The sequence below is a fragment of the Brevundimonas sp. NPDC055812 genome (assembly GCF_053616535.1).
Genome location: NZ_JBSHDX010000008.1, coordinates 22581 through 35102, shown reverse-complemented (window position 1 = coordinate 35102; position 12522 = coordinate 22581). Strand labels below are relative to the sequence as shown.

The window sequence follows — 12522 nt, the reverse complement described above, 5'->3', positions numbered from 1 at the left end:
AGTCCAATTCGTCTGAATCGTCTGAAATCGCTTCGCCGGGCGTGGCGAAGGGCGGCGATCATGGCAGGGCGCGACGTCGGTATCGGACGTCGGCGTTGCGGGCGTGCGAGGGCGCGCGGTGAAGGTCGCCTCCGTCCTCATCCCCCTGCCCGTGCCGGAAGCCTTCGACTATGCGGTTCCCGAGGCGCTGGCGGTCGCGCGCGGCGATCAGGTCGCCGTGCCGCTGGGGCCGCGCCTGATCCGGGGCGTGGTGGCCGAGGTGTTCGAGACGACCGGCTCCAATCGCAAGCTCAAGGCGGTCGAGCAGGTGCTGGACGATCCGCGCCTGCCGGAACGGACGCTGGACTTCGTCGAATGGGCGGCGCGCTGGACGCTGAGCCCGCCGGGCGAAATGGCGGCGACGGCGCTGAAGGGTCTGCGCGCGCCCCGGCCTCGCCCCGAGCGGCGCGTGCGGCGCGTCGAGGGGCGCAGTCCCGCTCGCCCTACTGCGGCGCGCACGGCGGTGCTGGAGGCGCTGGGCGTGCGGGCCATGACAGCGGCCGATCTGGCGCGGGCGGCGGGCGTCTCGTCCGGGGTGGTCAAGGGGCTGGTCGACGAAGGCGTGCTGGAGGCGTTCGAGGTCGAGGCGGTCGCCGCCTTCGATCCGCCCGATCCCGACCATGCGCCTGCGACGCTGAACCCCGATCAGGCGGCGTCTGCGGCCGCCATCGCCGAGGCCGTGGCGGCGGGCGGCTTCGCGCCTTTCCTGCTGGACGGGGTGACGGGCTCGGGCAAGACGGAGGCCTATCTGGAGGCGGCGGCGCGGGCGTTGCGGGCCGATCCGACGGCGCAGGTGCTGATCCTGCTGCCCGAGATCGCCCTGACCCAGGCGGTGATCGAGCGCATCACCGCCCGCTTCGGCGTCGCCCCGGCCGAATGGCATTCCGGCGTCGCCCCCCCGCGCCGGCGTCAGGCGTGGGAGGCGGTGGTCGCCGGGCGCTGCAACATCGTGGTCGGCGCGCGCTCGGCCCTGTTCCTGCCCTACGCCAACCTGCGCCTGATCGTGGTGGACGAGGAGCACGACGGCTCGTTCAAGCAGGAAGAGGGGCTGGTCTATCACGGTCGCGACCTGGCCGTGGCGCGGGCGCGGATCGAGGGAGCGGCGGTGGTCCTGGCCTCGGCAACCCCGTCGCTGGAGACGCTGTGGAACGCCCATCAGGGGCGGTATCGCTGGCTGAAGCTGGCGGCGCGACACGGGGCGGCGGTGCTGCCCGAGATCGGCCTGATCGACCTGCGCGAATGTCCGCCCGATCCGCAAACCTGGCTGTCTCAGCCCTTGCGCGAAGCCATCGGCGAGACGCTGGCGCGGGGCGAGCAGAGCCTGCTGTTCCTCAACCGGCGCGGCTATGCCCCGGTGGTGCTGTGCCGCGCCTGCGGGCACCGGCTGACGGCGCCGGACACGGATTCCTGGCTGGTCGAGCATCGCTACACCGGGCGGCTGGTCTGCCATCTGACGGGCTTCTCCATGCCCAAGCCCAAGGCCTGTCCTTCGTGCGGGGCCGAGGACTCGTTGGTGCCCGTCGGGCCGGGGGTCGAGCGGGTCGAGGAGGAGGTGCGCCAACTCTTCCCACAGGCCCGCACCGCCGTCTTCAGCTCGGACACCGTGCCGGACGGCAAGTCGGCCCGCGCCCTCATACAATCCATGGCCGACGGCGAGATCGACATCCTGGTCGCCACCCAGGCTGCGGCGAAAGGCCACAACTTCCCGCGCCTGACCCTGGTCGGAGTGGTCGATGCGGACTTAGGGCTTCGCGGCGGCGACCTGCGCGCGGCCGAGCGCACCTATCAGCTGCTGGCGCAGGCCACGGGGCGGGCGGGGCGGGCGGATCGGCCGGGCCGCGCCCTGTTGCAGACCTGGACGCCGGAACACCCGGTGCTGATGGCCCTGGCGGCGGGCGACCGCGACGCCTTCGTCGAGGCCGAGATGGCCGAGCGCGAGGCCGCCTCCCTGCCGCCGCACGGCCGTCTGGCGGCGCTGATCCTGTCCAGCGAGAACGCCATGGCGGTCGAGAAGGTCGCCCGCGACCTGGCCGAGGCCATCCCCAACGCCGAGCGGCTGGAGGTCTACGGCCCTGCCGACGCGCCTTTGGCGCTGGTGCGCGGGCGACGGCGCAAGCGGCTGCTGGTGCGGGCCGACCGCGACGTGAACCTGCAGGCCTTCCTGCGCGCCTGGCTGGCGCGGGTGAAGGTTCCGGCCTCGGTGCGGCTGACCGTGGACGTGGATCCCTATAGTTTCTTGTAGGGCGCTATCGCTCGCCGCGCGGCGGCTCGCTGCTTGAGCGCAGACCGTCTCGCTTCCGCTCACCCCGGCGGACGCCGGGGCCCAGTGAGAGCCTCGGACGGCGGTCGTTTTCAGCCAAAGGACTGGATCCCGGCGTCCGCCGGGATGAGCGGGAGGAAGGGCCTACCTCGGCCCGGTCAGCCGGATCTCGAACAGGCTGGGCCAGTTCTTGCCGGTGACGAACAGGCGGCGGTTCTGCGCGTCCCAGGCGATGCCGTTGAGCACGTCGTCGACCGGATCCTTCACCTGATCCTTCGGCAGCAGACCGCTGAGGTCGATGACGCCGACCACCCGGCCGGACTCAGGGTCGATGCGGAGGATGTAGTCGGTCTGCCAGACGTTGGCCCAGACCTCGCCGTCGATCCATTCCAGCTCATTCAACTGGCGCACCGGGCGGCCGTTCAGGGTGATGGAGACGCGGCCGGTCTCGGCCTGGGTGTCGGGGTCGAGAAAGCGCAGGGCCGCCGATCCGTCCGACAGGATCAGGCGCGTCCCGTCGTGCGTCAGTCCCCAGCCTTCGCCCGCATAGGCGAAGCGGGAGACGGGCTTCAGGTCGTCCGCATTCCAGATGAAGCCGACGCCGTTGATCCAGGACAGGGAGAAGACGCGGCCGTCCTTCTCGGTCAGGCCCTCGCCGAAATATTGAGAATCGAGCTCGCGCTTCTGCAACACGACGCCGTCCTCCAGCCGCACGCGGCGCACGCTGGGGGGATCGCGGCCGGTGCTCTCGATCAGCACGCCGTCGCGGATGACCAGGCCCTGGGTGAAGGCGGTCGGATCGTGGGGGAAGGTCCGCACCACCTCATAGCCGTAGACCGGAACCCGGGCCGGCTGGGCGGCGGAAGAAGAGGGGGCCGGCCCCGGCGTCTGCGCCGCCGCCGACGCGGGAAGCGCCAGCAGAAGCATCGCCAGGACCGGCCCGATACGCACGTCTAGACGCCGGGCTCGGCGGTTTCGGCCTTGTTGAGGGCGGCCTTGGCGGCTTCCTCGGCCTGGTTCTTTCTGATCTGGGCGTTGCGCGACCACATGTTCAGGCCCTCGACCAGGGCCGAGAAGGCCATGGCGGCGTAGATATAGCCCTTGGGCACGTGGACGCCGAAGCCGTCGGCGATCAGCACGGCGCCGATCATCAGCAGGAAGCCCAGGGCCAGCATGACCACGGTCGGGTTCTTGTCGATGAAGTTCGCCAGAGGGTCGGCGGCCAGCAGCATGACGGTCACGGCGATGATGACGGCGACCATCATGATCGGCACGTGATCGGTCATGCCCACGGCGGTCAGGATGGAGTCGACCGAGAACACCAGGTCCAGCAGGATGATCTGGACGATGGCGGCGCCGACGTTGTTGATGACGACGTCCTTCTTGTCCTTCTCCAGCATGTCGTTCGAAGGGGTGACGTCGACGGCGTGGTGGATTTCCTTGGTGGCCTTCCAGACCAGGAAGAGGCCGCCGGCGATCAGGATCAGGTCGCGCCAGGAGAAGGCGGTGTCGAAGGTCTCGCCGTGGAAGCCCAGGTCGAACACCGGCGTGGTCAGGCCGACGATCCAGCCGATCGTGGCCAGCAGGCCCAGGCGCATGATCAGGGCCAGACCGATGCCGATGCGGCGCGTGCGCTGGCGGTGTTCGGGCGGCAGCTTGTTCGACAGGATCGAGATGAAGATCAGGTTGTCGATCCCCAGCACCACCTCCATGACGACCAGGGTCACGAGGGCCGCCCAGGCGGCGGGATCGGTCAGCAGCGGGGTTATGCTTTCAAGCATCGGGGTTCCTGATGGAGGTTAGGATTTTTCGGTAACGGGAGCGTGAGCGCGCATCAAGCGCCCAGCCGCGTCGTCATCGTCGCAGGCTCTTCTGATCGCTCCAGCTTGGCCGGTCCATCTTAGACCAAAGAGAGCGCGGGTGCGGCGTTATCGTTCCGCGCCCCTTGGTTGCGGGTTTCCGCCTTGCATGGTATCAGCCGCGCGGCTTTAGCGAAGGGCGTATCGAAAGATGCGTCCCCAGCGTGCTTTCTACAAGCATTTCAGGCCCTTGACTGGCGCGGGCGACTGCGGCCGGTCTTGATCCAAACGCTTCAGACGCGGACCAAATATAAGTGGCGGACGAATTCAGGACGACGGAAGTCGGCGGACGGTATGCACAGGCGCTGTTCGACCTGGCGGATGAGACGGGGGCGCTGGACGCCGTGCGCGCCGATCTGGCTTCGCTCAAGGCGGCCTGGATCGACAGCGCCGACCTGCGCCGTCTGGCGACCTCGCCGCTGATCTCTTCGGACGATCAGGCCAAGGGTCTGGCGGCCATCGCCGACAAGGCCAAGTTCAAGGCGACGACGCGCAACTTCCTCGGGTTGGTGGGTCAGAACGGCCGCGCGGCCGACCTGCCGGGCGTGATCGCCGCCTTCGAGGCGCTGTACGCCAGGAAGACGGGCGTCGTGGCCGCCGAGGTGGTCTCGGCCGTGGCCCTGAGCGCCGCCCAGACCAAGAAGATCCAGGCCGAGCTGCGCGCCGCCCTGGGCCGCGACCCCGAGCTGACCGCCCGCGTCGATCCGTCGATCCTGGGCGGCCTCAAGGTCAAGGTGGGCTCGAAGCTGTTCGACGCCTCGCTGAAGACCAAGCTCGACCAGATGACCTTTGCGCTGAAACGCGCCTAAGTCCCGAATTTCAGATCAAGCCGGGCCAGCGGGCCCGCACCGAAGACGAAAGCCGAAAGAGCCCATCATGGATATCCGCGCCGCCGAAATCTCGGCCATCCTCAAGTCGCAGATCGCCAACTTCGGCGTGGAAGCCGACGTCTCGGACGTCGGCCAGGTGCTGTCGGTCGGCGACGGCATCGCGCGCATCCACGGCCTCGACAACGTTCAGGCCGGTGAAATGGTCGAGTTCACCAAGGCCGGCGTGAAGGGCATGGCCCTGAACCTGGAGCGCGACAACGTCGGCGCCGTGATCTTCGGCGCGGACGCCGCCATCGCCGAGGGCGACGACGTGCGCCGCCTGGGCGAGATCGTGGACGTGCCGGTCGGCAAGGGCCTGCTGGGCCGCGTCGTCAACCCGCTGGGCGAGCCGATCGACGGCAAGGGCCCAATCCAGTTCACCGAGCGTCGCCGCGTCGACGTGAAGGCCCCCGGCATCATCCCGCGCAAGTCGGTTCACGAGCCGATGCAGACGGGCATGAAGGCGATCGACACCCTGATCCCGGTCGGCCGCGGCCAGCGCGAGCTGATCATCGGCGACCGTCAGGTCGGCAAGACCGCCGTCGCCATCGACACCATCCTGAACCAGAAGACGGTCAACAAGTCGGACGACGAGTCGGCCAAGCTCTACTGCATCTACGTCGCCATCGGTCAGAAGCGCTCGACCGTGGCCCAGATCGTCAAGACCCTCGAAGAGTCCGGCGCGCTGGAATACACCATCGTCGTCGCCGCCACGGCGTCGGAACCGGCCCCGCTGCAGTTCCTGGCCCCGTTCGCCGGCACCGCCATGGGCGAGTATTTCCGCGACAACGGAATGCACGGCCTGATCATCTATGACGACCTGTCCAAGCAGGCCGTGGCCTACCGCCAGATGTCGTTGCTGCTGCGCCGTCCGCCGGGCCGTGAAGCCTATCCGGGCGACGTCTTCTACCTGCACTCCCGTCTGCTGGAGCGTTCGGCCAAGCTGAACGAGGATTACGGCTCGGGCTCGCTGACCGCCCTGCCGATCATCGAGACCCAGGCCAACGACGTGTCGGCCTACATCCCGACCAACGTGATCTCGATCACCGACGGCCAGATCTTCCTGGAATCGGACCTGTTCTATCAGGGCATCCGTCCGGCCGTGAACGTCGGCATCTCGGTGTCGCGCGTCGGCTCCTCGGCCCAGATCAAGGCGATGAAACAGGTCGCCGGTTCGATCAAGGGCGAGCTGGCCCAGTATCGTGAAATGGCCGCCTTCGCGAAGTTCGGCTCGGACCTGGACGTCTCGACCCAGCGCCTGCTGGCTCGCGGCGCCCGCCTGACCGAGCTGCTGAAGCAGCCGCAGTACTCGCCGCTGGCGGTCGAAGAGCAGGTCGTGTCGATCTACGCCGGCACGCGCGGCTACCTGGACGCCATCGCCGTTTCGGACGTCGGCCGCTTCGAGAGCGAACTGCTGGCCCGCATCCACGCCAACCACGCCTCGCTGCTGGACGGCATCCGCACCAAGAAGGCCCTGACGCCCGAGCTGGAAGCCGAGCTGAAGGACATCCTGGCGGCCTTCGCCAAGACCTTCGCCTGATCGTTCGGCCCTGTAGTCAAAGGAAGAGCAGAGCCGGATGGCTAGCCTCAAGGAAATGCGCGATCGGATCGGAAGCGTCAAAGCGACGCAGAAGATCACGAAAGCCATGCAGATGGTCGCGGCGGCCAAGCTGAAGCGCGCCCAGGAGCAGGCGGAGAACGCCCGCCCCTATGCGACGCGGATGGCCTCGGTCATCGCCAACCTGGCGGCCGGCGTCGGCGACGACGGCCCGCGCCTGATGACCAGAACCGGCGCCGACCAGAAGCACCTGGTCGTCGTCGCCACGGCCGACAAGGGTCTGGCGGGCGGGTTCTCGACCAACGTCATCCGCGCCGCGCGGGACCACATCAACAGCCTGATCGCCAACGGCAAGACGGTCGAGATCGTGGCCGTCGGCCGCAAGTCGCGCGACCAGCTGACCCGCCTGTTCGGCGACAAGGTCGTCAAGACTTTCGAACTGAGCGAGCACAAGACGGTGGGCCTGCACGCGGCCCAGCCGATCGCCGAACTGCTGGCCGAAAAGTTCGAGGCGGGCGAGGCCGACAAGGTCACCCTCTTCTACAGCCAGTTCAAGTCGGTGATCTCCCAGGTCCCGTCGTCGCGTCAGCTGGCCCCGGCCGAAGTCGACGCCGACGCCTCGTCGGACGCCGGCGCGCTCTATGAGTATGAGCCGTCGGAAGAGGACATCCTCGAGACCCTGCTGCCGCGCAACCTGACGACGCAGATCCTGGCCGCCCTGCTGGAGAACCAGGCCGGCTTCTTCGGCGCCCAGATGGCCGCGATGGACAACGCCACGCGCAACGCGGGCGACCTCATCAGCGCCCTGACGCTGCAGTACAACCGTTCCCGCCAGGCTCAGATCACCACCGAGCTGATCGAGATCATCGCCGGCGCTGAAGCGCTCTGATCCCGACACAGCTGACATTCGACACGGACAAGCACCGATGACCGACACCACCGCCCCGAAGAAACCCGCCGCCCCCAAGACGGCTGCAAAGAAGCCGGCCGCTCCCAAGAAGGCCGCCGCTCCGAAGGCCGCCGCCGCAGTTACGGCCCAGGGCAAGATCGCCCAGGTCATCGGCGCCGTCGTCGACGTCGAGTTCGACGGCCACCTTCCGGGCATCCTGAACGCTCTGGAAACCCAGAACGTCGACCAGAAGACGGGCGAGCCCTTCACCCTGGTCCTGGAAGTCGCCCAGCACCTGGGTGAGAACATGGTCCGCACCATCGCCATGGACACGACCGAAGGTCTGACGCGCGGCCAGGCCGTCGTCGACACCGGCAAGTCGATCATGGCCCCGGTCGGCCCGGGCACGCTCGGCCGCATCATGAACGTCGTCGGCCAGCCGATCGACGAAGCCGGCCCGATCAAGACCACCGAGTTCCGCCCGATCCACCGCGAGGCGCCTTCGTTCGAAGAGCAGTCGACCTCGTCGGAAATCCTAGTCACGGGCATCAAGGTCATCGACCTGATCTGCCCCTACACCAAGGGCGGCAAGACCGGCCTGTTCGGCGGCGCCGGCGTCGGCAAGACCGTGACCATGCAGGAACTGATCAACAACATCGCCAAGGCTTACGGCGGTTATTCGGTTCTGGCCGGCGTGGGCGAACGCACCCGCGAAGGCAACGACCTGTATCACGAGATGATCGAGTCGAACGTGAACGTCGCCGGCGGCGGCGAAGGCTCCAAGTGCGCCCTGGTCTACGGCCAGATGAACGAGCCCCCCGGCGCCCGCGCCCGCGTGGCCCTGACCGGCCTGGCCCAGGCCGAATACTTCCGCGATGAAGAGGGCAAGGACGTCCTGCTGTTCATCGACAACATCTTCCGCTTCACGCAAGCCGGTTCGGAAATGTCGGCTCTGCTGGGCCGCATCCCCTCGGCCGTGGGCTATCAGCCGACGCTGGCCACCGAGATGGGCAACCTGCAGGAGCGCATCACCTCGACCAAGAAGGGCTCGATCACCTCGATCCAGGCCATCTACGTCCCGGCCGACGACCTGACCGACCCGGCGCCCGCCGCCTCGTTCGCCCACCTGGACGCGACGACGGTTCTGAACCGCGACATCGCCGCCCAGGCCATCTTCCCGGCCGTGGACCCGCTGGACTCCACCTCGCGGATCATGGACCCGCTGGTGATCGGCGAGGAGCACTACACCGTCGCCCGTCGCGTTCAGGAAATCCTGCAGCAGTACAAGGCGCTGAAGGACATCATCGCCATCCTGGGCATGGACGAGCTGTCGGAAGACGACAAGCTGGTCGTGTCGCGCGCCCGCAAGATCAGCCGCTTCCTGTCGCAGCCCTTCTTCGTGGCCGAGCAGTTCACCGGTTCGCCGGGCAAGTTCGTCGAGCTGGCCGACACCATCCGCTCGTTCAAGGCGATCTGCGACGGCGAATACGACCACCTGCCGGAAGCCGCCTTCTACATGGTCGGCGCCATCGAAGAGGCCGTCGAGAAGGCCGCCAAGATGGCTGCGGAAGCCTAAGCCATGGCCGGTAAGCTGAACTTCTCCCTCGTCGCCCCGGAACGCGAAGTCTTCGCCGGTTCGGTCGATCAGGTCGATGCGCCGGGCGTCGAGGGCGACTTCGGCGTCCTGCCGGGCCACGCGCCCTTCATGACCACCCTGCGCGAAGGCGTGGTGACGGTCTATGACGGCGCCCAGCGCCGCCGCTTCGAGGTCAAGGGCGGCTTCGCCGACGTCAACGGCGAAGGCCTGACCATCCTGGCCGAAGAGGCTTCGGAGCTGACCGCGAACTGAGGTTCGCACGGCTGAAACGATCAAGGGCCCCTCGCTTGCGGCGAGGGGCCTTCTTCGTGCGACAGACCCGACGCCGCCTCCGTCGTCGTCACTTCTCTCGCCGTTACCCTCTACTCTGCCGTCATCCTCGGGCTTGACCCGAGGATCCAGCGGGACGCGCTCCACCTGGCCAAGGTTTCGCACGCGGACGGCTGGATCCTCGGGTCAAGCCCGAGGATGACGGCAGTGGGATCAGAAGGGCGATGGGGGCGCCTAGAGAGGCGTCAGTGCGTCAGGCGGCCCATTCCCCAAACGCCCGCACCACCTGCTCATAGACCGGGCGCTTGAACGGCACGATCAGGCCGGGCGCCTCTTCCAGCCGCCCCCAGCGCCAGGCGTCGAATTCGGGCTCGCCGTGGCCGTTCAGGTCGATCTCGTCCTCCCCGCCGGTGAGGCGAAAGGCGAACCACTGCTGGCGTTGCCCCTTCAACCCCTTCCAGCTCTTGGGGCTCGGCAGGCCCTCGGGAAAGTCATAGGGAATCCATTCGGTGGTGCGGCCCAGAAGGGCGATGGAGCGCACGCCCGTCTCTTCATGCAGTTCACGGCGGGCGGCGGCTTCCAGGTCCTCGCCGTCGTCGACGCCGCCTTGCGGGAACTGCCAGTTCCACGGCTCGGGCGTGTCGGCGCGGCGGCCGAACCAGACCTGGCCGGCCGGGTTGAACAGGACGACCCCGACGTTGGGGCGATAGAGGGACAGATCGATGGTCATGTCCTTCGCATACGCCGCCGTCTCGACGCGGGCTAGGCGTCAACGTCCGGGAAAGGCCGCGCGGCTAGGGTGGCGTCATGGACAGACGTCAACTGATCGCCCTGGCTCTGAACGGCGCGGCTCTCGGCGGCCTCGCGGCGGCCGGCGCCGCTCATGCCTCTGCGGAGAAGAGCGGGGGCGGCAAGGGCGGCTATCTGTCCATGCCGACCGCCACGGCCACGGTTCTGCGCCGCGACGGGCGACGCGGCGTGTTGACGGTCGAGACGGGTCTCGACATCGCCGACGGCGCCTTGATGGAGCGGGCGCGCCTGTCCCAGCCGCGTCTCAGCGCCGCCTACAATGAGATCGCCCGCATCGCCGCCGAGCGGCTGCTGCCGGACGCGCCGCCGAACGTCGAATGGCTGGCGGTCGCCCTGCAACACGCCACCGACGCCATTCTGGGCAGGCCGGGGGCGAAACTTCTGCTCGGCACGGTGATGGCGGCCTGAGGTGGTAGCCGCTGACGTTCCAATCCCGCCCCCACCCACATGCCGTCATTCTCGGGCTTGACCCGAGGATCCAGCGCAGGGCGCGCTCGACCTCGCCTATGTCGTGCAGGCGGATGAGTGGATCCTCGGGTCAAGCCCGAGGATGACGGCGTGGGGAAGGCAGCGGGCGGGCGAGGGGGCGTCGCGACGCTCGCGCCTCAGTCCTGCGTCGGATCGGGGCGGCTCGTGTCGCCGTAGGTCATGGCCAGGAAGACGTCTTCCAGATCCGGGTCCTCGGTGGCGATGTCCTTGATGGTCACGCCCGCCGCGCGGACGGCGGCCAGCACCTGCTCGACGCTGGATTCGCCGGTGCGATAGGTGACGACGAAGGCGCCGTTGGCGCGCGGGGCGACGATGAAGCCGTTCAGGGCGGGCAGGGTGTCGGGCGCCGTCTCGGGCGTCACCACCACATTGCGGGTGTCCAGCCGCTTCAAGAGCTGTTCGGTCGGCTCGCAGGCCACGACCTCGCCCCGGTTGATGATGGCGATGGTGTCGCACAGCTCCTGCGCCTCTTCGAGGTAGTGGGTGGTCAGGATCACCGTCACCCCCTCCTCGTTGATCTTGCGGACATAGTCCCACAGCTGGCGGCGCAGCTCGACGTCCACGCCCGCCGTCGGCTCGTCCAGGATCAGCACCGGCGGATTGTGCACCAGGGCCTTGGCCACCATCAGGCGCCGCTTCATGCCGCCCGACAGGGCGCGGACATAGGCGTTGGCCTTGTCCGACAGGCCCAGCGCCGCCAGCAGTTCGTCCGAGCGGCGCTCGTCCGCCGGCACGCCGTAGAAGCCGGCCTGCACCTCCAGCGCCTCGCGCGGGGTGAAGAAGACGTCGGCGACGATCTCCTGCGGCACCACGCCCAGGGCCGAGCGGGCGTCGCGCGCCTCATGGTCGATGTCGCGATCCCAGATGCGGACCGTGCCCTCGGACTTGTTCACCACCCCGGCGATGATGTTGATCAGGGTCGACTTGCCCGCGCCGTTCGGCCCCAGAAGGCCGAACATCGAGCCGCGCGGCACCGTCAGGTCGACCCCGCGCAGGGCCGTCTTCGGCGGCGACTTGCGTGAGCCCTTGTAGGTCTTCTTCAGCCCCCTGACCTCGATGGCGTTGACGGGCAGGCGAGGCGTTTGTGTCATGGCGCGGACTTCAACTCAGGCAGGTGTCGGGGAGGCGGGGCCGGACGGCATAGGTAGGGGGCCGAGGGCCGTTCGCCAAGCGCCTCAGGGCGCCGAACTGGACAAGTTTGCGAGACGATATGTCAAAGTCGCTTGACGATCGTATCGGTTGTGTCTAGCGTGCTTGTCAGAAAGACAACTTCCCTTGGATTAAGGACACGCCATGACCGCCGCCGTCTCCGCCCGCAAGCCCCTGACCCGCACCCGCCTGATCGGCTTCATCGCCATGGGGTTCTGCGTCGTCGGCTATGCCGGCTTCACCCTGGCCCTGCTGGCGGGCAAGCTTGAGTATCTGCCCATGGCCCAGGCGGCGGTCATCGCCGCGGTCGCCGCCGTGGTCGGCGAGATCGGCCTTTGGGTCGGCGCGGGGTGCCTGGGCTTGACCCTGTTCAAGAAACGCAAGGCCCTGTTCGATCGGGTGATGGGCCGCAAGGCGCCGGCCTCGGACGTTTGACCTGACGGTCCGGTCCGCCTAGGAACGGCGCAAAGCCTTTCCAGACCGGACCGGATCATGCCTCCCCGCCATCTCGAAGCCGTCATTCCTCCGCCCGAAGAGATCGTGGTCTCGACCAAGCGCGTCGCCTGCGACGGCGGGGGCGGGGCCCTGGGCCACCCGCTGGTCTACATGGACATGGGCGAGGACGATTTCATCGAGTGCGGCTACTGCGACCGCCGCTTCGTGCTGTCGGCCCATCCGCACCCTGAGAGCGAATATCTCGATCCGGCGGCCCGCCCGCCCGAGGCGCACTGAG

General features: G+C 68.2%; 13 protein-coding genes. 9 read left to right on the top strand and 4 right to left on the bottom strand.

Features of this window, described 5'->3' with window-relative positions; translation table 11 throughout:
• The first annotated feature begins 118 nt into the window (after positions 1-118).
• On the top strand, positions 119-2281 hold the full coding sequence (locus ACWGL1_RS13625; RefSeq protein ID WP_452112290.1) for a primosomal protein N': 2163 nt from the start codon (positions 119-121) through the stop codon (positions 2279-2281).
• Between the two features lie 162 nt (positions 2282-2443).
• Here the strand turns inward: ACWGL1_RS13625 and ACWGL1_RS13620 are convergent, their stop codons facing one another.
• Complete coding sequence (locus ACWGL1_RS13620; protein ID WP_452112365.1) at positions 2444-3226, bottom strand: glutaminyl-peptide cyclotransferase; 783 nt, start codon at positions 3224-3226, stop codon at positions 2444-2446.
• A gap of 26 nt (positions 3227-3252) precedes the next feature.
• Positions 3253-4080: a TerC family protein gene (locus ACWGL1_RS13615; protein WP_291782620.1), complete on the bottom strand. Its 828-nt coding sequence runs from the start codon at positions 4078-4080 to the stop codon at positions 3253-3255.
• 332 nt (positions 4081-4412) lie between these two features.
• On the opposite strand from ACWGL1_RS13615, the gene ACWGL1_RS13610 reads away from it, so the two are divergent.
• From ACWGL1_RS13610 to ACWGL1_RS13590, 5 genes are all read left to right on the top strand, one after another.
• Positions 4413-4967, top strand: coding sequence for a F0F1 ATP synthase subunit delta (locus ACWGL1_RS13610; RefSeq protein WP_343830232.1), 555 nt, complete (start codon positions 4413-4415; stop codon positions 4965-4967).
• Positions 4968-5034: 67 nt separating this feature from the next.
• Entirely contained in the window at positions 5035-6567 is a 1533-nt protein-coding gene (gene atpA / locus ACWGL1_RS13605; protein WP_291782628.1) for a F0F1 ATP synthase subunit alpha, read from the top strand.
• 37 nt (positions 6568-6604) lie between these two features.
• Positions 6605-7474, top strand: a complete 870-nt coding sequence (locus ACWGL1_RS13600; RefSeq protein ID WP_452112289.1) for a F0F1 ATP synthase subunit gamma — start codon at positions 6605-6607, stop codon at positions 7472-7474.
• A 37-nt stretch (positions 7475-7511) separates the two neighbouring features.
• Positions 7512-9050: a F0F1 ATP synthase subunit beta gene (atpD, locus tag ACWGL1_RS13595; RefSeq protein WP_338577169.1), complete on the top strand. Its 1539-nt coding sequence runs from the start codon at positions 7512-7514 to the stop codon at positions 9048-9050.
• Positions 9051-9053: 3 nt separating this feature from the next.
• Positions 9054-9323, top strand: a complete 270-nt coding sequence (locus ACWGL1_RS13590; protein ID WP_003167474.1) for an ATP synthase F1 subunit epsilon — start codon at positions 9054-9056, stop codon at positions 9321-9323.
• A gap of 271 nt (positions 9324-9594) precedes the next feature.
• Here ACWGL1_RS13590 and ACWGL1_RS13585 read toward each other — a convergent pair whose 3' ends face one another.
• Positions 9595-10071 (bottom strand): RNA pyrophosphohydrolase, encoded by a 477-nt coding sequence (locus ACWGL1_RS13585; RefSeq protein ID WP_452112288.1) that lies wholly within the window; start codon positions 10069-10071, stop codon positions 9595-9597.
• 77 nt (positions 10072-10148) lie between these two features.
• On the opposite strand from ACWGL1_RS13585, the gene ACWGL1_RS13580 reads away from it, so the two are divergent.
• A complete protein-coding gene (locus ACWGL1_RS13580; protein WP_312219564.1) occupies positions 10149-10559 on the top strand; it encodes a Tat pathway signal protein in 411 nt (136 codons plus the stop codon).
• Positions 10560-10756: 197 nt separating this feature from the next.
• On the opposite strand, the gene ACWGL1_RS13575 is transcribed toward ACWGL1_RS13580, so the two are convergent.
• Positions 10757-11731, bottom strand: coding sequence for an ABC transporter ATP-binding protein (locus ACWGL1_RS13575; RefSeq protein WP_338577165.1), 975 nt, complete (start codon positions 11729-11731; stop codon positions 10757-10759).
• Between the two features lie 202 nt (positions 11732-11933).
• Here ACWGL1_RS13575 and ACWGL1_RS13570 point away from each other — a divergent pair, with 202 nt between their 5' ends.
• Both ACWGL1_RS13570 and ACWGL1_RS13565 read left to right on the top strand, forming a co-directional pair.
• On the top strand, positions 11934-12224 hold the full coding sequence (locus ACWGL1_RS13570; RefSeq protein WP_291782648.1) for a hypothetical protein: 291 nt from the start codon (positions 11934-11936) through the stop codon (positions 12222-12224).
• 57 nt (positions 12225-12281) lie between these two features.
• Positions 12282-12521 (top strand): zinc-finger domain-containing protein, encoded by a 240-nt coding sequence (locus ACWGL1_RS13565; protein WP_040346318.1) that lies wholly within the window; start codon positions 12282-12284, stop codon positions 12519-12521.
• Position 12522 lies beyond the last annotated feature (1 nt).